The organism is Pantoea agglomerans NBRC 102470 (genome assembly GCF_001598475.1).
Taxonomy (GTDB): Bacteria; Pseudomonadota; Gammaproteobacteria; order Enterobacterales; family Enterobacteriaceae; genus Pantoea; species Pantoea agglomerans.
Genome location: NZ_BCZA01000006.1, coordinates 17553 through 36605, shown reverse-complemented (window position 1 = coordinate 36605; position 19053 = coordinate 17553). Strand labels below are relative to the sequence as shown.

The following is a 19053-nucleotide window of genomic DNA, read 5'->3' as shown; positions in this document are numbered from 1 at the left end:
TCAATAAGTAATGTGCGGGTTTTCGCCTGTCAGCAGAAGTGACATGCCACAGCTAAACCACTCATTTAATATCCGCGATAGCCAGCTAGTATAAATCCACAATCGCGTGTCAAAACTAAGAGTAACATTTCAACGTAAATTTCGTTGGGAATCGGAGCGTCGGGATTATAAGGCCTGAAATTTTCCAGATATCATAGACCAAAGATAATTTTGCGCCACAGGATTTCAAAAAAATAAATTTAGCCCGCTGGCGGTGAGGCTCATCCATCACCTCAGCTCCGGTAGTTGTCGCTGGCGAGCTATCTATAGCATCTTGTTACGGTATTAATTCAAACCAGCGACCTTTAACTTAATATCCAGAAAGTTCTGCCGATAACCCTTTCAGGCATATTTTTATGCCTGTATATGCTCACCAGGAGAAATAATGCTGAATTTATTCCGGAAACAGTCCGCCAAAGAGCCGACAACGATGGATATCGCTGAGAAATTTATCGATGAAACGATGGATGTGGATCATAGTGATGCCACGCTGCTGAAATGTATTATGAACCTCAGCCAGAAAGGCTATTGGTATGTTGAGACGACCGATCTTAAAAGTGACGCGCCTGCATTTGTTTCACCTGAAGCACGCCAGCTTATGGGATTGCCTCTGCAGAAGGAGGTCGGGCTCTCTTCGCTGATCCAGATGATCCATGCGGATTTCCGGGAAGCGTTCAAAGGTTTGATAAGTCATACACTCAAACATAGCGGTGATGAAAAGCTGTTACGCTGCCTGATCAAAACTGGCGCAAATACCTTTCAGTGGTTTTGCATCCGTGCATCATACAGTCGTGAATTTACGCCGCCGCGCCTGGTTGCCGTTATAGAGAATACAGAAGAAGAAACGTCACAGTCCCGCAAGTTTGATATTGTCTCCACCCGTTTTGACCTGTCGCGCGAAATGCTTAATGACGGCCTCTGGGATCTGGATATTATTGGCGGAAATCCCCTGAATCCCGACAACGTATTCTGGTGGTCACCGCAGTTCAGGAAGCTGTTGGGTTTTGAAACCATTGAAGAGTTTCCTGATGTGATGGACAGTTGGGCATCACGCCTTCACCCGGATGACAAACAGAATGCGCTCGATGCTTTCGTCAGCCACCTGATGGACTTCAGTGGTAAAACCGGTTTTGATATTGAATATCGTCTTAAACTGCGAAGTGGTGAATACCGGTGGTTTCAGGCCCGCGGGCAGACTAAACGTGCACCTGATGGTACCCCTTTGCGTGCCGTCGGTGCGCTTATTGATATTCAGGGCCGTAAAGACCGTGGCAGACATGAGGAAAGCGAAGTCAGGCGAAACATTCAGACCGCCGAAACCGCAAAAGAAATTGCCGAACTCGTCTCTGAAAACGGGATTATTGCTGCGCAGATCAAACTCATTTCACTGAACGCCAGTATCGAAGCCGCGAGAGCAGGTGTACATGGCCGTGGGTTTTCTGTCATCGCCAGTGCTATCCGGGGATTAGCAGAAAGAACTGCAGATATCACCGGGCACATTTCTCGTCTTCAGATGCGAATAAGTAATTCGGCTAGCGGCATAGAAAAATCGCCTGAATAATAAACATCACACATTGATGAACGCTTATCTCAGGTAAATACAGGGATGTTCTGGTGATGAGATACGACAGCCTGTCTCTGATTTACTCTAACCAGAACATCAGTTCAGTTCGCAGTTTCAACCTATGAAAATTCTCCCGGAGCGAGTACACATTTCCGTATGCAAACTGGCTCTGGGAGTTACTCACCACCTCAGAGCAGAGAGTATGGCCTTGTCATCTTTTATCAGCCTGGGCTTTAAGAAATCATGTGTCTGATAGAGGTTTGTTATGGGCGGAAGGGAGACGTTGAGTCAGATTAAAGTCATTAGAAAATGCCAGCCTGCTGGTGGCTGAGGCTCTGTGTGTATAAAAATTTTCAATAAGGACTGAAAGCTTATCTGAGCTGGCTTTGTGCAGAACTGTCCCGCATCACGTTTGATAATCATCTCGCCTGAATATCACCTGCTGCTCTTCAGCCTTTGTCATAAAACCATGATCAGCGTCTGGCACTTAGCCGCCAGAAGATCATCTGGCGGCATCAGTCACTTTAGAAACCAGGTGTGCGGGTTTGTTTACTGTCCATCATTTTAATACGGGCATTCGTCCACGATGGGTCATTCATCTCCAGGGATGTACCTGATAATTTCAGTACCGGCTGCTCAGGATCCGGGCCGCATGCCATGGTTGCCATCTTGCCGGGCGCTTTACACCAAACCATCGGTGTGTAAGGTGCATTTGACTGGACACCATATTTTTCAACGGCGGCTTTGGCCATGGCATTTTTATTTTCAGTGGAGTATGGGAGCTCGTAAGAAATCTGAGACACAGCCAGCGCATGTTTCGGATCTGCAGGAACACGGCCTTCAAAATGTACAAGCAGTTTGACGCCGTTTTTTTCGTAAGCAATATACTGTGGCTGCTTATCTCCTGTTACCACATTTAGAGCCGGGTATTTATCAACGTCTAACGATGATGCTGGCACATGAAAGTGCTCAGTCATGGCTTTTACGGCCTCATCATAATCCATACCGGTTTTTACCCCGGCAACATCAAAGGTGATTACATCGGCAGCCCGCAGGTTAGCAGCCTGGGCCTGGGATATAGCCATCATTGACATTAAAAACAGAGAAGCACGGCGCATAAACATATCAAATCCTTTTTTTGAAAAGTGAGTAGCCCGCAAGCTTTCTCATCTGTGGTTCACATCCGGAAGTGCATAACGATAGCAATATGGTGATGAATAACAATCATTTTTCTGCCAATGTCAGATCCTGGCACTGAGCAGACAGCGTTGCGCACAAATCAACGTTCACTCAACGTTCACCACCTCACCAGTCGGCGCCTTAACGGTGGCAAAATCAACCTGTTAGCTGTCCGTTTTTACCGCAAATTTCATTTTCCTGTCATTTATGTTCTTTACGCTGTCAGCTTTCTCTCATGGATTTAATATTATGAAAATAAAAACGATTTCTTTGGTTATCAGTTGTGCGCTCTCGTTTTCTGGTCTTGCGGCGCAACCTCAGGCTGAGCACTATATCGTCAGTTTTCCGGAAGGTACGCGCGTCAGCTACAGCGGCGCGTTCGCCAGTACGTTTCCGGATGGTTTGCCGGTGGGAATCGGCTCCGGTTTGCTGTTTACCGGTAAGCAGGGGGATGCGCTCACCTTCGCGACCGTCACCGATCGTGGGCCGAATGCCGACTCACCCGATGTGGGCAAACATGAGTCAAAAATTTTCGTCACGCCAGACTTCGCTCCGCTGCTGATGAATATTCGGGTGCAGAACGGCAAAGCAGAAGCCACGGACGCCAGACCACTACATGACGACAAGGGCAATATTAACGGATTGCCGCTACAGGATGGTGTCATCGGCTCAACCAATGAAGTCGCGTTAAGCGACACACTGAAAGTGCTGAAGGGCGATAACCGTGGTCTGGATACGGAAGGCATTACGCCGGACGGGAAGGGCGGGTACTGGTTGTGCGACGAATATGGACCGTTTCTGATTAACGTTGATCAACGCGGAAAGATTCTGGCGATTCACGGGCCGCAGGCCATGGCAGGGGAAAAATCCATTGCGGGCGGACTGCCTAATATTCTTAAGTGGCGTCAGCCTAATCGTGGTTTTGAAGGGCTTACCCGTATGCCGGACGGGCGCATCATCGCCGCGGTGCAGAGTACGCTGGATATCAACGGTAAAAGTAAAAAGCAGGCGCGCTTTACCCGGCTGGTGAGCTTCGATCCGGCGACCGGGAAAACCGCGATGTATGGATACCCTATCGACAGCGAGGCTTATAGTAAAAACAGCGACGCCAAAATTGGCGATATCGTGGCGCTCGATAATCAGCATATTCTCTTGATTGAACAAGGCAGCGATAAAAACGACGCGATGCGCAACCTTATCTATAAGGTGGATCTCAGTGCGGCTACCGATCTTGCCGCATTCGATAAGCCTGGTGAGTATCCGGAGTCGGACGACGAGAAAGCGCTGGCGCAGCGAGGCATTAAGCTCGCAGCTAAAACGCTGGTGGTCGATTTACGTCAACTCGGCTGGCAGCAGGAGAAGGCCGAAGGACTGGCGCTTATCGACAGTAAAACCCTGGCGGTCGCCAATGACAATGACTTCGGCGTGAAAACGGTCATGCAAAATCCGGTGGAAGGTAAGAAGCGCAAGGATTATCGGCTGAACGAAAAGGGGGAACTTACTGTAGAGGGTGAGCCGGTTGCAACGACGATCGGCGTGAAGCCGCTGAAGAAACCGGAGTCGGACAGCGAGTTGTGGATCGTAACGCTGCCGGAACCGCTGAAATAAACGTTCCCCTTGCCCTGGGCTGTCTGCGCTTAGTGCCTGATTTTCTGTAAAAGAGCAGGATTCAGCCCGGATTTGCCAGCGAAAGATCGGTCTGCGCCGTTTTGTTATAGCGGCCGGCAGCAGACCGATATTCGTTTAAGCAGTTAAACAGCTTTCCACCGGGTTGCGGCATTAAGCGTCACTGGCGAACTTTAAACGTCAGCCTGGCGTTTATTTTTTATTTTCAATGCGATAACCGCTTCCTTCTGCATCCGAGCGCTTTCGATATCGGGCAACCCGGTCAACTACGGCTCAAGTCGCCAGGTTGCAGGGCGTGATTATAACATTGTGTAATAATATGTTATCTGCCTCTTCAACAGATACTCACCACCGTGTAAGTTCTGGGGTCTCATACGCTTGTTGTCCCCGTAATCCGCTGAGGAGAAAGAGAGTGAAAGCAACCGCAATGGCCGCTACAAGTCTGTTAATGCTGATGAGCAGTGTTCACGCTGAAGGTCTGACGACGTCAGCAGATGGTAAAAACCTCGCCGTCAGCTTCGGCCAGCCCACCATCAAACAGGTGCTGCACTACCGAAAAATGTATGACAAAAAGCCGTTTCCGGATGCGGAGATTTATTATTACGACAACGGTACCTATAAAATCATTTCTCAGGGCGAAAACCACTACGGTGTTTACGTCATGCAGGGCAAGTTTGATGATGAAACTTTCACGGTGCGTTTTATCTCTCTGCCTTCTGCTGACTGGGGCAATAAAACGGCTTTTCATCAGTTAACTTTTATCAGGGGTGACGAGCAGAACGTCTTTATTCAGAATGCCATTGTGGATACCGGTGAAGCCATTGCGCAGCAGAACGGCACCTATACTCAGGAAAAAAACACCGTAACCAACCCGGTCTCTACCAGCTGGAAAAACAAATAATTGTCGGGTGGCAGCGTGTCTGCCACTCTGATTTAAACCCGATGCCTGCCACGTTCCTCGTGCAGGATCATATTGAGTTTTGGCTGGCGGACACCTCCACACACTGATTTTTTACTCAGAAGATGCATAGCCGCAATTAAATGCCTTATATTTCATAGCCTGATGTACATTTGCCTTGCAGCGCCCACGCCAGCAGTGTGAGTGCGCTGCAACATGCAGTACCGGTAATCTGCCTGTGAAGGGTAACTCCTGCTTTTTTTGATACTGCCAACACTCAATTTGTCAGGTCCTGAGGCGCAAATATGGACAGAGTTTCACTCCTGCTGGATGTGCAGGATGTCGCTTTTTCAGTCGGGGATAGGCAGCTACTGAAACCGGTCTCCCTGCAGTTATATCAGGGTGATTGCGTCTTGCTGACCGGCCCATCCGGAAGCGGAAAAAGTACCTTCCTCAAAATCCTTGCTTCGCTGATTACCCCCACCTCCGGGCAACTTTTCTTCAGGAACAGTGATATCACCACGCTGAGAGCAGAGGCCTATCGCCAGCAGGTCTCGTACTGTTTTCAGACGCCGCAACTGTTTGGTCAGACGGTATATGACAACCTGGCGCTGCCATGGCAGATTCGACGTCAGAAACCTCAGCGGGACAAACTTGTTGCTGCGCTGGAAAGCGTAAATCTCTCTCCGGATATGCTGAATAAACCTGTTGAACAACTATCAGGCGGAGAAAAGCAGCGTGTCGGACTACTGCGCAATCTGCAGTTTATGCCTGAGGTACTGTTACTGGATGAAGTCACCAGCGCACTTGATGAAGAGAACAGACTATCAGTACTTTCACTGATTAACCGGATCTCAGCTGAAGAAAAGGTAGCCGTGGTGCGGATTAGCCATGACGTTAACGATATCCAGCAGGCTGAGCAGGTGCTTCGGCTTGAGCCGCCAGAAAAGGAGAATAAGCGTGAATCAGCATAATATCAGTGACACCTCTCTATTGCTGTCACTGACGCTGGTGGCTATAGCGCTGCTTATCAGCCAGAAAGAAAAGCTCGGCATGAGCAAAGATATTCTCTGGAGTGTATTCCGGGCGATAATTCAGCTGGTGATTGTCGGCTTTGTATTGAAGTCGATCTTCGATGTTAATAACAGCTGGCTGACGGTACTGATGGTGCTGTTTATCTGCGTTAATGCCGCGATCAACGCCCGTAAACGCGGTCGAAATATTGATAACGCTTTTACGATATCGTTTGTTGCTATTTTTAGTGGCACCGTTATCACGCTGACGATTCTGGTGCTGAGCGGGGCGATAGCGTTTGTTCCGATGCAGGTCATCCCCATCACGGGCATGATCGCCGGTAATGCCATGGTCGCAGTAGGGCTCTGTTACAGCAACCTGAACCAGCGCTTCAGCGACAACCAGCAGAAAATTATGGAGATGCTGAGCCTTGGCGCATCGGTGAAGCTGGCATCGGGCCGCATCATTGCCGACAGCATTCGTACAGCCATGATGCCGACGGTGGACGCTGCCAAAACCGTCGGACTGGTCAGCCTGCCAGGGATGATGTCCGGACTGATTTTCGCCGGAATAGATCCGCTCAAGGCGATTAAGTATCAGATTATGGTTACGTTTATGCTGATAGGAACTGCCAGTCTGTCAACGATCATTGCTGTCTATTTATCCTATCGTCGTTTTTATAATGCCAGGGCGCAGCTAAAAATATCGGATAGATCGCTGGATTAGCGAAACTGATTGGCGGATCTGAAGGTTATAGCTGGTGAGGAAAGTAAGTCTGCTATCACACGGCGCTCTGTTGCTCGCGAGCGCTTAATTGATAGCAGAGTGCTCAGGGGATGCTTCAAAAACACTCCCCGCTGATCTGAAGTATCCCGGCAGGGTTCGTACTTTTATTGTTCATCTGGATGCCTGATACACAACTGGCTTTGGTTTTTAATTCTGCCTGTTCTGATAAAGGTCCCAGCGGTTGCCGTACAGATCTTCAAAAACCACCACGGTTCCGTACTCCTCTTCACGAGGCTCCTGGGAGAATGTAACGCCTTTCGATTTCATGGCTTTATAGTCTCGCCAGAAGTCATCCGTCTGCAGAAAAAGGAATACTCTTCCGCCGCACTGATTGCCGATAAAACCTTCCTGTCTGTCATTTGAAGCGCGAGCCAGAAGAAGATTGCAATCGCTTTCAGGGTCAGGTGTAACTACAACCCAGCGTTTACCTGGCTGCGGTGTATCCTCAACAAGGGTAAAACCCAGCTTTTCGGTGTAATACTCAATTGCCCGATCATAGTCATCAACCACGATGGCCACATATCCCATACATCGCTTCTGCGTTCTCATTTATGCTCCGTCATGTTTCAGGCCTGGTTGCCTTGAAACATTGTTTTAACACAAACGAGTATCCCTGGTTTAAGTGAATTGATTCAGTCATCACAGTATTCAGCCGTTGCAATAAAGATACATCAGCTGACATCAGCCTATAATTTTTATAAATTCATGGCGCGGGTATAAAAAAATGTTTGAGGGATTTACTCATACACACTCGATATTCTGCAATCCGTTCCGGTGCTAGGCTAAATCTCTTTTACCGTGACGTTCTTTATTGCGCTGTTTCCTGGACAGGTACTGGGCGTAGAGCTGGCGGCGATCTTCGCATTGTTCACCAGCCAGGCATGGAACATGACCTTTAGCTTCTATCAATCGTTACGCACCGTATCTGCGGATTTGGTGGAGGTTTCCCGCAGTTTCCATCTGACAGCATGGCAATGTTTCTGGAAACTGGACGTGCCTTTTGCCGTTCCGGGGCTGATCTGGAACATGATGATGTCAATGTCTGGTGGCTGGTTCTTTTTCGTGGCCTCCGAAGCGATCACCGTGGGCAATAACGCTTATACGCTGCCCGGCGTAGGCGGCTATCTGGCTCAGGCTATCATGCATAAAGATATTCACGCCATAGGCTGGGTATTGCTCACGATGGTGATTGTGATTCTGGCATAATTTTTTCCTACAATGATCAGACTGAAATCTTCAGCCTGGAAGATATCGAGTTCTGAGTTTTAACAAAAGAATGACGGCTGTTGTATAAAGAAATCATGCTGTTTATGTGTGGGCCTGAAGGTACTCAGGCCCCGAGCTGCGTAATGACGTTTACTCTTTGATTTTAGCGTTAACAATGCTCATGCCTGCCGCATTGCTTCGTTTAGTCACGCGAACCGTTCCGCCGGCAAAATAATTGCCCACGGGTTCACAGACCTTTATCCGTCTTTGCAGGTCCGGGTCGTTAACCTCAACACCCGAACAGTCGTGACGCCCGCCGCCCGAAAACTCGCTATAAGCGGTATACTTGCTGAGGGTGCCCGGAAGAAGCCAGATAACCGTGGTCAGCAGCATATAGCTAAAAAAGGCCATCAGCAGAACGGACCCTGCGAAAAGTTTGATGTTATTCATTATGCCGTTGACAGCCTCACCTTTACCCCATTTTTTAATAATAAAAAAAAGAGCCAGTCCCAGCGGCAGGACGGCACACCATAATGCGTCGAGCACAGGTTGAGTCAGAAAGGTATTACGGTCAATTTCATTGCGCCACACAAAAAAAGTAAATAAGCAGCCAAGCACTCCGGTAATTAACAGCGCGAAACGGCGGGTTGAATAGGTATTCATTGGCAGCTCTCTCCCTGAGTCTTAAGTATTTGGCGCTGATAAGCGGCAGTTCCCTGAACCGGTTAGTTCTCATGGTAAACCAAACGTCAGGCGAAATTATCGTATGTTCGAAGGTTATCACGTCGGTCTTTCTTAAGACAAAAAGCATGAGCTTTATGATGGTCAAAATGGGCGATTGTTTGTATGCCCGACGCTCTGTTTATGGTCAACTAGCCGGTAAGTAATTTATTAATATTCCATCTTACACCCCCAGAAAACGAATCGTTGTTCCTGCATTGTCATGTTATGGTTAAAACCCTTCAACAACATGAGGATAGCAACATGATTGTCAGAACATGGCACGGATGCGTACCGGCCAGGCACGCCGAAGGTTTTGCAACTCACTTGCAGAAGACCGGTGTTGAACATTCAGAAGCGACGCCAGGGAATCTGGGAGCCTATGTACGCAGAGAAACGCAGGGTGAGTGGGAGCATTTCTTCCTTGCGACGTACTGGGAAGATTTAGAAGCCATAAAAGCCTTTGCAGGCGAACAGTATCAAATTGCCGTTACCTATCCGGACGATGAAGAATATGAGTTGCTATCAGATCCCTACGTTTTTCAGCATCACGTCCAGACTGTAATCCCATTATAAGTATTTGCCTGCCGCCGCCAGAAGGCGGCCAATGACTCACCTGAACCTGTCCGCTGACTCAGCATAAAATTTTACCAGGCGAAAAGCATGACTTTTAACACAAGGTTTAGATAAAGCCTTTTAATTGTAGATTGATCGATCTACAATCAATCGTCAGCACAGGAGAACCTTATGAAAGCATCAGCAGGCAGACCCAGAGAATTCGATCCAGAGACCTTCCTCAACACCGCACTTGAATGCTTCTGGCAGAAGGGATATCAGGCAACATCTATGGCTGATCTTATGAAAGCATCAGGTCTGGCAAGTGCCAGCATCTATAAACTTTATCCCGATAAGCGCGCTATCTACCTGGCTGCTTTGCAGCGATACATGGATGAAGGCATTTCAAGGACAGTGAAACGAAATGCAGAAATGTCGCCAGAAGCTGCATTGCGAGAAACGCTGGAATTTGTGGCTCAGTTATCATCAGCTCCTGCCGGAGAGAAAGGGTGCTTCACTATTGCGGCAGCCAGCGAGCTTTTACCCGGAGACGAAGAGGTTAAAGGCAAAGTTTCCTGTAAATTTAACCGTTTAATTAACGAGTTAGAGAACATCTTAAAAAGAGGCCAGGATGAGCGGGTATTTCGCAAGGATGAAGATGCGCGAGTCATGGCTCAAAGCATTTTCATGATGCTGGAAGGTATGCGGATATATGGAAAACTCCAGCCAGCGATTGGAGATCTGAGAAAAAGTAATGACTTCATTGTCAGAACGATACTTTCAGACAACCATGACGTAACCGGCAATAGTGCAATTAAGGCATCCGCATGATTGAAGTGGGCACCATTGTTCGGCGAAGAAAAAGAAGAAGAATAATGGTGGTAATTGAATATGCAGATGGTATGGCATTGTGCGGATGGGTCGATAAAGGACGTTTTTTTAAAAGGCGTTTTCCACTGTCTGAATTAAAAATAGGCGTACCTTATTCAAATTTCTGGTCACTCACCTAAATCACTGCACCTTTAAAGACATCGAGTTCAAATAAACATAATTACCATAACCGGCTGCCCTTAATGCGCCGTACTTTAGCGATGCAACAGACTCAGAATAGTTATCACTCAGCGATCACCGGACATCATCATTGCCCGGTAATCGGCTGATTTACATCGATGCTACAACCTCAGCTTATTTTTGAGACTGCTGATTTTGCTCAGCCTCTTTCTGTTTTTTCTTCGCCATATGATGACCGACTGCGCAGCCCGCTGCGGCACCGGCCACACCATGATGAGCAACATGACCTGCGACGCCGCCTACTGCGGCTCCCTTAAGACAGCCCTGGGCATTAGCCTGTAAATTCACCGACAAAAACAGTCCGGTAGCAATAACGATAACTGATAATTTTTTCATCACTTAATATCCTGATAGTTAGTTATAGTTGCAGGTTGAACCCGACAGAGCATAGCCGCACTCTGGGGTGTTTCGCTGGCCGGGATACAGGAATCACGACATTAGTTACCTGTCGTTACGCTTTCCAGAGGGAATGTAAGTATTTAATGCCATACCCGTGAGTCAGATACTTTCCGGCTCGTTAAGCGGCAGCCAGAGATCAGCATTGAGAAGATAAAACGGGGAGAGTGTAAACCGGAGGTTAGTCGATGAAGATAAAACAGCGCCTCCACCGGGAAGCGCTGCTGCAGATCAGAAGGACATTGTCAGCCCGGCATAATAAGCGCGTCCCGGTTCGTTATAGGTCGATGCGCCATCAGCCTCGCGATATAGCTGTTTATCCAGCAGGTTATTAATCCCGGCATTGGCACGCAGATTTTTGGTGATGTCATAATTAAAATTGACCCCAAATACTGAATAAGCACCAACTTCGCGATTCGACATTGAATTGTTTTCTGTGCGGGATTCCGCATACTGGCGTGGTTTCTGACGGCCATACATCGTCCAGTTCAGATTAGTGGAGAAATCCTGCGTCACCTGCCAGTCCAGCATTGTATTGATCGTGTATTCAGGAATAATCGACAGCGGATTGCCGGTCTTTTTATCCTTCGACTCGATCATATAAGTTGCGTTAGTCCGCCACTCCAGCTCGTCACTGACCAGCGGGATAGTGAAATTGCCTTCCAGACCTTCGACTACCGCTTTGCCGCCGTTACTCCATTGCAGGATATTGTTGCCATTTGAGGCGTAACCCAATACTTCCGTCCCTGAGACGATTTTGTTTTTATAGTCATTGCGGAACCAGGTGATACCCGCAATATAGCCATCCTGACTGAACTCGATACCCAGCTCTTTATTTACGCTGACTTCAGGATCGAGATTTTCATTACCCAGCAGATAACAACTGCCACGGGTAACGTTGATCGGACAGCCATTTCCCCGCGTCGCCAGTAAATAGCCTTCGCTGGACTGATAAAGGTTAGGGGCTTTAAACGCACGGGCGATACCCGCTTTCAGGGTAAAACTTTCTCCCAGAGCCTGAGAAATATTGAGCGACGGACTCCAGTTCGCACCAAAGGTGTCGTGATAATCAAAACGCAGACCGGGGATCACTTCAGTGCTATCGGTCGCAGCAATATTATCTTCAAAATAGAGTGAGCTCAGCGTTGCGCTGTTTTTACTGTTGCGGCTGCCCGCATCACCACTGACACCGTCGATGGATACGCCAGGCGCACTGGTGCCGTTCATTGAATTTGGATCGTTCAGCTCATCTCGGTTCCACTCGGCTCCCAGCGTAACGGTCTGTTCACGCAGCAGTTCCAGCGGGAAGCTGACTTCGCCTCCTGCCCGGTAACTTTCAAAGCGACTGGTTGAGAACGTGTTGCTGTTGATCCGGCCTTCACCCGCACCCGCCGTGCCTTCATTCAGGCGGGTGTTATTGGTTTTTTCATAGTTAAAGGTGAGCTTAGATTGTCCCCAGTCCCAGATGCCATTATGCGCAAGGCCCCAGGTCTGACGATACAGACGGTTGGTTTCCGAACCATCGAGAGATTCGATCAAGGCATTACCGGCACCGTTGCTGTACTGGGTATCCCCGGTGTAAATGTTGCCCTGACGGCTGTATCCGTAGCTGAAATCCAGCACCTGTAATGGCGTGATCTTCCACGACAGCACGCTATTGATGTCTTTGTTGCGGACGCCTTCACGACCGGCGGCGGCAGAACCATTTTGTGACTGGTTAATGTCGAAAGCATCGCTGTCGGTTTTGTTGATGTTGCCATAGAGCCGCATGGTCAGGGCATCGCCCGCCAGCGGACCACTCAGGTTAAAGTTAGCGCGGCGGGTTGCGCCTTCTTTATCATCTTCCGGCTGGTTAGTGTAGAGCGACAGCGATCCGCTCCAGTCATTGGTCGGACGTTTGGTAATGATATTAACCACGCCACCGGCCGCGCCGGAACCGTAACGCGCTGCCGCCGGTCCACGAATCACTTCAATCCGTTCAACCATTTCTGGTGGTACCCAGTTTGAGTCACCGCGGGAATCGCGCTCGCCGCGCCAGCTATAACGCACCGAATTGCGCGAGGTGGTCGGCACACCATCGATCAGAATCAGCGTATTTTCCGGCCCCATGCCGCGAATATCGATCTGACGATTGTTACCGCGTACGCCGTTGGCGCTGTTGCCGGTAAGGTTAACGCCTGGCATTTTACGGATAATGTCAGAAAGGTCGTTGACCGGCGGGTTTTTCTCAATGTCCTGCGAGGTGATCACCGAAACGCCAGGCTGCTGTTTCAGCTCCTGTTCAGCAGTGACCAGCATCGTCTCATCATCAGCCAGCTTTTCTGTCTCTTCCTGATTAGCGCCGTTAGCAGAGGTACTCAATAAACCGGCCAGCAGTAGCGCAACAGGGCGCTTATGGACACGCATGGTTACATTCACTTAGGAAATCTCCCTGAAGTATTAAGGCATGTAAGCAAATGCGTATGATAATGATAATAGTTATCATTGTATATCGCGGTAAGAGACCTTTACATTCCATAACAATGGGCTATTTATTCGCCATAACCATGACCAGAAGGGAGAAGTGACGTTAGTTTTACTTGTTGGTCATCACCCGAAAAGTTCCTCAGATTCCATCAGAACGCGTCTTTATGACTCCAGACTTATTAGGTCTGGAGTCATAAATAAACAATGGATAGAATGGCCCGCTCTGCAGTGACTAACAGGTATAAATGTGACCCCAGATCTGACACAGATCCCTGCGCGTTCAGCCCACGTAGGCCGCCATGTATTGATCTGGCTGGAGCAGGTTAAAAAGGCTTCACTCAGCGAGCTGGATAATTTTGGCGATGAAGGCTCGGTGGAGCAGGTGATGAAGGTCTGGGTAAAACTCTCGCTGCTGATCAGCCGGCGTCGTCCTGAGATCGCCATCTCCTCATTGCTGAAACATGTCCTGCCGAACATCGGTTCGCAGCCACTCAAAACGCTGAACCGCTTACGCCTTAACCGGCTCTATAACATTCTGATCGCCGACGGTAAAAAAGAGGAGGCGCGGCGGGTGTTCGCGCTGACCAAACAATTTCTTGGCTGGGCCGAGATGCAGGGCTATCTCGATCATTCACCCATTGCTTCAATGAAAAAGCGTGATGTCGCGGGTCGCGCTACGCCGCCGCGCAGTCGGCAACTCACCGATGCAGAAATCTGGGTGTTCTGGCACGGGCTGGATAACTGGGCGCTCTCGGAACAGGCGCGCTGGGCGCTGCGTTTATGCCTGGTCAGCGCCCGGCGGCCGGATGAAATTGTGCAGGCGCAGAAAGCGGAGTTCGATCTGCAATTAGGATTGTGGATGCAGGGTACGCGCAATAAATCGCAGCGGGAGCATGTGCTGCCCATTTCACCGCTGATGCGTCAATGCATCGAAGCATTGCTGCGCGCCGCCGAACCAGCCTCACCCTGGCTGGTGCCCGCGCCACGCGATCCGCAACAGCCGCTGTCAAAAGGCGCGCTGAATCAGGCACTTCGCCGGATGATCCGCGCTCCCCGTGGGCTGGGACTGGAGGCATTTACCCCTCGCGATCTGCGCCGCACCGCACGTTCAAAACTCTCAGCACTCGACACGCCTAATGACGTCGCCCGAAAAATCATGAACCATGCGCTTGAAGGCATCGATCGGGTCTATGACACCCATGACTATCTGAGCCAGATGCGCAGCGCCATGACTATCTTTTCGGACGCGGTAGAGCAGATTATTGAATGCGAAAGCTACCATCTGCTGCGTCATCGCTATGATGGCGAAACCCTCACGCTGGACGATCTCTCGCTCATGGCGATGTCACGCTAACGCTTATATCGGCAACTGTCAGAAGTGGTAGCGCAGCCAGGCAAAATAGACGTTACCGTTGTTATGGGTGCCGGGAATATAGGTCATCTGGAAATCGAGATCGCCATAGCCGACAGAGGCCAGCGGCAGTATCGCTGGCACCGGAATATAATCCCAGTTGTGCCGTGCGGTAAAGCCCGCCGTGTAACCCGCACCCCAGTGAAAATTCTGGTCGGCCAGCGGACGCCAGGTTGCCACCCAGCCATAGCCACCAAAGGGTTCCCATTTATTAAAGGAGTCCTTAAACGCCATTAAGTAGATGCCGTTCCAGTTCCCTTTTTCATCGTAGCGGGAGATACCTCCGCCCGCGCCCCAGGGTCTTTCATTATATTTATTGATGTGTTCACGATCGTAAGTGGCACGGTTGTGCCAGGTAATCGCGGGCAGATAAAAGTCGTAACCTTCAGGCTGCTGCCAGGTTGTGGCGACTTTATCACTGAAATTATCCCAGCCCGCACTCACGCTCTCTACAAGTGTGGCGGAGTGGACTGAAAAAACACTGAAAACGGTGGTCGTTATCAGCGCTTTAAGAGTTGAAATTTTGCGCACGTACGAATTCCTGCAATATCTGGTGTTAAATAAGGTGATAAAAGATTTAAGGCAGATATTGTGGCATCAGGAGTGACAACTACAGTTCAATGAACGGCCATTACAGGATTTTATCTTTAACAAATAATGATGCAGCAGCCCTGTTGCTCTGACAAGTCAGCAGGCGTGCTGACCCTATAAACGCCTCCCTGTCTTTATCATCTTCCAGCCGTCTTTCACACGCAGACAATTCCCTGAAAAAATTCGTATTGTTTGCTAACAAAATCTTGCAATGATAATCGCAATGCGTATATTTCTCATTTGTTTTAGAAGTTCATCACACCCGCGCGCAGGCGCTCAGGGAAAGGTTTCTGGTTCCTCAAACCATAAGCAGGGCAGCGATGTCCGCAGGAAGCATGGTCGTGACAGTGGCAGCATAAAAACATAAAGATAATTGAGGAATTAATGAACGCTTTCGATCTTCAACACCCCAGGGCAACGGACACTTCTGCTCTGCAACGTCCATTCCGCTTCTCCTTGCTGGCTGTCATCGTCGCCTCGTCGCTGGCGCATAACGCTGCTCATGCCGCAGAGACCGGCGCACCCGCTGCCAGCGATAACCAGACTATGACGGTCAGCGCGTCAGCCGATGATGCCGTAGCCGCTTCGCCCGCCACTGATTACAGCGTACCGGTTACCCGTGCGGGCACTAAAATGCTGGGCACCGTGCGTGATGTCCCGCAGTCAGTCAGCATTGTCAGTAAACAGCGTATGGCCGATCAGCAACTCCAGTCGCTGAATGATGTGCTCGCAAATACCACCGGTATTCGCGGTATCAGTGGTGATATGGATCGCACCAACTACTATGCTCGCGGCTTTATGATCGACAACTACATGGTCGATGGTATCCCTACTGCCTTTGCCGCTCGCTGGAACCTGGGTGATGCGCAGACCGATATGGCAATGTATGAGCGCGTTGAAGTGGTGCGCGGAGCGACCGGTCTGTTAACCGGACCGGGCAATCCATCAGCTGCCATCAATATGGTGCGCAAACACGCCGACAGCAAAGAGTTCGGCGGCACCGTCTCCGCCAGTTACGGCAGCTGGAATAAGCAGCGTTACGTGGCCGATCTCTCTGCTCCGCTCAGTGACTCCGGCAATGTTCGTGGCCGGCTGATCGCGGGCTGGCAGGATAACAACAGCTTCATAGAGCGCTATGGCGCCAAAAAACAGTTCATCTATGGCGTGGTTGACGCTGACCTGACCGACTCTGCCACGCTTTCGGTCGGCTATGAATTCAGCCAGGTCAATACGGACTCCACCATGTGGGGTGGCGCGCCGCGCTGGTACACAGACGGCACGCAGATACATACCCGACGCGGCTACAACACCGCACCTGACTGGGCCTACAACGATAAAGAGAACCGTAAAGTCTTTGTGAACCTGAAACAGGACTTCGACAACGGCTGGAACATCACACTGAACGGCGCGCACAACGAGATGCGCCTCGACAGTAAGCAGATCTATCTTGATGGCTATTTCGATCGTAACACCGGGGCGGGCGTCTCTTCCTATGCCAACTATCCGGTGGTAGGCGGGACTGGTTACAACACCGGTAAACGCAAAGTGGATGCCGTTGATGCCTTCGCCAGCGGTCCTTATGAACTGCTGGGTCGTCAGCATGAGCTGATGGTCGGCGTCAATTACACCCGCCAGGATAACAAGTACTTCAGTACCTTTGAGAATATCTCATCGGAGTCGCTGGGCAACTACAACGAGTTTAACGGTCAGTATCCGGAATCAGCCTGGACGCCGCGTCTGCCTGCCAGCGATACCCAACTGGTTCGCCAGAAATCGACTTATATGGCGACCCGTCTGTCGCTCGCCGATCCGCTGCACCTGATTATCGGTGCCCGTTACACCAACTGGAACCGTGAAACGCCTGGTGGTGAAATGGAAGAAAATAACACCACCCCTTACGGCGGATTGATTTATGACTTCGCTGAAAACTGGTCGGCTTACGCCAGCTATACCTCGGTGTTCCAGCCACAGGACTATCGCAATGCCAGCGGCGCTTTCCTGTCGCCCGTTATCGGCAAAAACTACGAGGCAGGCCTGAAATCTGACTGGATGGATAGTCGCTTCACCACCTCGATTTCGGTGTTCCGCACCGAGCTGAATAATGTCGGTGAAGCAACTACTCAGACGGTTCAGGGGTCAGGTGATGTCGCGTACATTGGCCGTAAAGGCGTGGTGAGTCGTGGCGTGGAGTTTGAAGTCAACGGCGCATTAACCGACAACTGGCAGATGACCCTGGGCGGCACGCGCTACATTGCGGAAAACCGCGATGGCAGCACCTTTAACCCGCAACTGCCGCAGACCAGCTTTAACCTGTTCAGCAGCTATCGCCTGCCGACGTTGCAGCAGCTGACGCTGGGTGGCGGTGTGAACTGGCAGACACATATCTGGAATGATGTCGGTGGCCCGGAAGGCAATGGCACCTGGCGTGCCCGTCAGGGCAGCTATGCGCTGGTTGATCTCTTCGCCCGTTATCAGGTGAACAAAAATCTGTCGCTGCAGGGCAACCTCAATAACCTGTTCGACAAAGAGTATGACACTAACGTGGCCAGCTCTGTAGTCTACGGCGAACCGCGTAATTTCTCAGTGACCGCCAGCTACACCTTCTGATTTGTGTCGTTGTAAAGCCTGTGAAAAACGCCTCAGTTGAGGCGTTTTTCATCACCTCCTGAATCTGCACTCAGGTAAAACGCAGTGCCAGGTTAAAACCTTCTGCCGACTCCACCACAATCGCCTCGGGCTGCTCATGAAAGGCAATTTCCCCCGTCACCAGCGCGCGTTTAACCAGGCCGAGATCCTCCGTCTCAAAACCCAGCGCGACCATCCGGGCGCTGCCATCATAGTCTTCCGGCAGCGGGCCAAATCGCTGCTGCGCATAGTCTGCCGAAGCAAAACGAACCGTGGCAGCACCCGCGCGCAGGACAAAGGCGCCTTCGGGACAGGCGAGCACTTTAGCGGCCCCAAACAGGCGGCTATAGACCAGCGCTGAAAGCGCCGGATCCTGCGCGACAATCACAAACTCACTGATATTACGCACGCCATTGGGGTGACGCTGCCATGCCGGCTGCCATACTGCTTCGGGCGTCAGATGCTGGCAAAAAAAGCTGCGGCCATTGGGTACCAGCGAAGGGCGAATCCGTACGGTCCTAAAGTGCGCTTCACTCACCGAACCGTCGGGCAGGGTAACCGGACGATGAAAAGCCGCTGGCGGATCGCCATCCAGATCCTGCCGTTGCAGATGCTGAAACTCACTCTCTGCATCGCTGCTTTTCCACACCAGACCGCTCAATCCCAGCGGCGATTGCCAGAGATCGGCGCGCTGGCTCCCTTTGCCCGTCTCATAGCCCAGCAGTTCCAGGTAGTTCTCACCAAAAATAGCCAGGTGATTACTCGATCCCAGCGAGTGATGACCCCGTTCAGTGAGCTGAAAGCCGAGCCTTCGGAAGCGCGCGCTGGCGCTGTCGAGCTGGTCGGCCACGTTAATCACAGCATGATCAAGAATCGGTTGTGGAACCTGAACTGACATAGCAGCAC

General features: G+C 50.4%; 17 protein-coding genes and 1 pseudogene. 11 read left to right on the top strand and 7 right to left on the bottom strand.

Annotated elements, in window-relative coordinates; all coding sequences use genetic code 11:
* Positions 1-424: 424 nt before the first annotated feature.
* Positions 425-1600 (top strand): methyl-accepting chemotaxis protein, encoded by a 1176-nt coding sequence (locus tag PAG01S_RS22715; RefSeq protein WP_033768907.1) that lies wholly within the window; start codon positions 425-427, stop codon positions 1598-1600.
* A 527-nt stretch (positions 1601-2127) separates the two neighbouring features.
* On the opposite strand, the gene PAG01S_RS12710 is transcribed toward PAG01S_RS22715, so the two are convergent.
* The gene (locus PAG01S_RS12710; protein WP_010670405.1) at positions 2128-2727 is read right to left on the bottom strand and encodes a hypothetical protein; all 600 of its coding nucleotides are present in this window, start codon (positions 2725-2727) and stop codon (positions 2128-2130) included.
* A 304-nt stretch (positions 2728-3031) separates the two neighbouring features.
* Here PAG01S_RS12710 and PAG01S_RS12705 point away from each other — a divergent pair, with 304 nt between their 5' ends.
* From PAG01S_RS12705 to fetB, 4 genes are all read left to right on the top strand, one after another.
* Positions 3032-4390, top strand: coding sequence for an esterase-like activity of phytase family protein (locus PAG01S_RS12705; RefSeq protein ID WP_062758903.1), 1359 nt, complete (start codon positions 3032-3034; stop codon positions 4388-4390).
* Positions 4391-4820: 430 nt separating this feature from the next.
* On the top strand, positions 4821-5309 hold the full coding sequence (locus tag PAG01S_RS12700; RefSeq protein WP_010247034.1) for a hypothetical protein: 489 nt from the start codon (positions 4821-4823) through the stop codon (positions 5307-5309).
* 302 nt (positions 5310-5611) lie between these two features.
* A complete protein-coding gene (gene fetA / locus PAG01S_RS12695) occupies positions 5612-6280 on the top strand; it encodes an iron efflux ABC transporter ATP-binding subunit FetA (RefSeq protein WP_033768911.1) in 669 nt (222 codons plus the stop codon).
* Positions 6267-7046: an iron efflux ABC transporter permease subunit FetB gene (gene fetB / locus PAG01S_RS12690; protein WP_033768913.1), complete on the top strand. Its 780-nt coding sequence runs from the start codon at positions 6267-6269 to the stop codon at positions 7044-7046. The genes fetA and fetB overlap by 14 nt, the downstream gene beginning before the upstream one ends.
* Before the next feature lie 207 nt (positions 7047-7253).
* Here the strand turns inward: fetB and PAG01S_RS12685 are convergent, their stop codons facing one another.
* Entirely contained in the window at positions 7254-7655 is a 402-nt protein-coding gene (locus tag PAG01S_RS12685) for a VOC family protein (protein WP_010247037.1), read from the bottom strand.
* 201 nt (positions 7656-7856) lie between these two features.
* Here PAG01S_RS12685 and PAG01S_RS12680 point away from each other — a divergent pair.
* Positions 7857-8309, top strand: a pseudogene (locus PAG01S_RS12680) (ABC transporter permease subunit); the annotation flags it as partial.
* A gap of 153 nt (positions 8310-8462) precedes the next feature.
* Here the strand turns inward: PAG01S_RS12680 and PAG01S_RS12675 are convergent.
* The gene (locus PAG01S_RS12675; RefSeq protein ID WP_010247039.1) at positions 8463-8975 is read right to left on the bottom strand and encodes a hypothetical protein; all 513 of its coding nucleotides are present in this window, start codon (positions 8973-8975) and stop codon (positions 8463-8465) included.
* A 321-nt stretch (positions 8976-9296) separates the two neighbouring features.
* On the opposite strand from PAG01S_RS12675, the gene PAG01S_RS12670 reads away from it, so the two are divergent.
* The 3 genes from PAG01S_RS12670 (at position 9297) to PAG01S_RS21725 (ending at position 10597) form a co-directional block, all read left to right on the top strand.
* Positions 9297-9608, top strand: coding sequence for an antibiotic biosynthesis monooxygenase (locus PAG01S_RS12670; protein WP_010670399.1), 312 nt, complete (start codon positions 9297-9299; stop codon positions 9606-9608).
* A 171-nt stretch (positions 9609-9779) separates the two neighbouring features.
* Positions 9780-10418 (top strand): TetR/AcrR family transcriptional regulator, encoded by a 639-nt coding sequence (locus tag PAG01S_RS12665; RefSeq protein WP_062758901.1) that lies wholly within the window; start codon positions 9780-9782, stop codon positions 10416-10418.
* Complete coding sequence (locus PAG01S_RS21725; protein ID WP_071778610.1) at positions 10415-10597, top strand: hypothetical protein; 183 nt, start codon at positions 10415-10417, stop codon at positions 10595-10597. Before PAG01S_RS12665 ends, PAG01S_RS21725 begins: the two co-directional genes overlap by 4 nt.
* 175 nt (positions 10598-10772) lie before the next feature.
* Here PAG01S_RS21725 and PAG01S_RS12660 read toward each other — a convergent pair whose 3' ends face one another.
* Both PAG01S_RS12660 and PAG01S_RS12655 read right to left on the bottom strand, forming a co-directional pair.
* On the bottom strand, positions 10773-10994 hold the full coding sequence (locus tag PAG01S_RS12660; RefSeq protein WP_010247042.1) for a hypothetical protein: 222 nt from the start codon (positions 10992-10994) through the stop codon (positions 10773-10775).
* A gap of 291 nt (positions 10995-11285) precedes the next feature.
* Complete coding sequence (locus tag PAG01S_RS12655; protein ID WP_111534217.1) at positions 11286-13460, bottom strand: TonB-dependent siderophore receptor; 2175 nt, start codon at positions 13458-13460, stop codon at positions 11286-11288.
* 307 nt (positions 13461-13767) lie between these two features.
* On the opposite strand from PAG01S_RS12655, the gene PAG01S_RS12650 reads away from it, so the two are divergent.
* On the top strand, positions 13768-14874 hold the full coding sequence (locus tag PAG01S_RS12650; RefSeq protein WP_062758897.1) for a tyrosine-type recombinase/integrase: 1107 nt from the start codon (positions 13768-13770) through the stop codon (positions 14872-14874).
* Between the two features lie 18 nt (positions 14875-14892).
* On the opposite strand, the gene pagP is transcribed toward PAG01S_RS12650, so the two are convergent.
* Positions 14893-15462 (bottom strand): lipid IV(A) palmitoyltransferase PagP, encoded by a 570-nt coding sequence (pagP, locus tag PAG01S_RS12645; protein WP_062758895.1) that lies wholly within the window; start codon positions 15460-15462, stop codon positions 14893-14895.
* A gap of 444 nt (positions 15463-15906) precedes the next feature.
* On the opposite strand from pagP, the gene fhuE reads away from it, so the two are divergent.
* The gene (gene fhuE, locus PAG01S_RS12640; RefSeq protein ID WP_062758893.1) at positions 15907-18129 is read left to right on the top strand and encodes a ferric-rhodotorulic acid/ferric-coprogen receptor FhuE; all 2223 of its coding nucleotides are present in this window, start codon (positions 15907-15909) and stop codon (positions 18127-18129) included.
* Positions 18130-18199: 70 nt separating this feature from the next.
* Here the strand turns inward: fhuE and PAG01S_RS12635 are convergent, their stop codons facing one another.
* On the bottom strand, positions 18200-19045 hold the full coding sequence (locus PAG01S_RS12635; protein ID WP_033787068.1) for a VOC family protein: 846 nt from the start codon (positions 19043-19045) through the stop codon (positions 18200-18202).
* Positions 19046-19053: the final 8 nt, after the last annotated feature.

Excerpts from the sequence above, each read along its gene's own strand:
- PAG01S_RS12705 (WP_062758903.1), top strand. The coding sequence starts at position 3,032 with ATGAAAATAAAAACGATTTCTTTGGTTATCAGTTGTGCGCTCTCGTTT.
- PAG01S_RS21725 (WP_071778610.1), top strand. The coding sequence starts at position 10,415 with ATGATTGAAGTGGGCACCATTGTTCGGCGAAGAAAAAGAAGAAGAATA.
- PAG01S_RS12685 (WP_010247037.1), bottom strand. The coding sequence starts at position 7,655 with ATGAGAACGCAGAAGCGATGTATGGGATATGTGGCCATCGTGGTTGAT.
- PAG01S_RS12670 (WP_010670399.1), top strand. The coding sequence starts at position 9,297 with ATGATTGTCAGAACATGGCACGGATGCGTACCGGCCAGGCACGCCGAA.
- PAG01S_RS12655 (WP_111534217.1), bottom strand. The coding sequence starts at position 13,460 with ATGCGTGTCCATAAGCGCCCTGTTGCGCTACTGCTGGCCGGTTTATTG.
- fetA (WP_033768911.1), top strand. The coding sequence starts at position 5,612 with ATGGACAGAGTTTCACTCCTGCTGGATGTGCAGGATGTCGCTTTTTCA.
- fhuE (WP_062758893.1), top strand. The coding sequence starts at position 15,907 with ATGAACGCTTTCGATCTTCAACACCCCAGGGCAACGGACACTTCTGCT.
- PAG01S_RS12635 (WP_033787068.1), bottom strand. The coding sequence starts at position 19,045 with ATGTCAGTTCAGGTTCCACAACCGATTCTTGATCATGCTGTGATTAAC.
- PAG01S_RS12675 (WP_010247039.1), bottom strand. The coding sequence starts at position 8,975 with ATGAATACCTATTCAACCCGCCGTTTCGCGCTGTTAATTACCGGAGTG.
- PAG01S_RS12660 (WP_010247042.1), bottom strand. The coding sequence starts at position 10,994 with ATGAAAAAATTATCAGTTATCGTTATTGCTACCGGACTGTTTTTGTCG.
- PAG01S_RS22715 (WP_033768907.1), top strand. The coding sequence starts at position 425 with ATGCTGAATTTATTCCGGAAACAGTCCGCCAAAGAGCCGACAACGATG.
- PAG01S_RS12665 (WP_062758901.1), top strand. The coding sequence starts at position 9,780 with ATGAAAGCATCAGCAGGCAGACCCAGAGAATTCGATCCAGAGACCTTC.
- PAG01S_RS12710 (WP_010670405.1), bottom strand. The coding sequence starts at position 2,727 with ATGTTTATGCGCCGTGCTTCTCTGTTTTTAATGTCAATGATGGCTATA.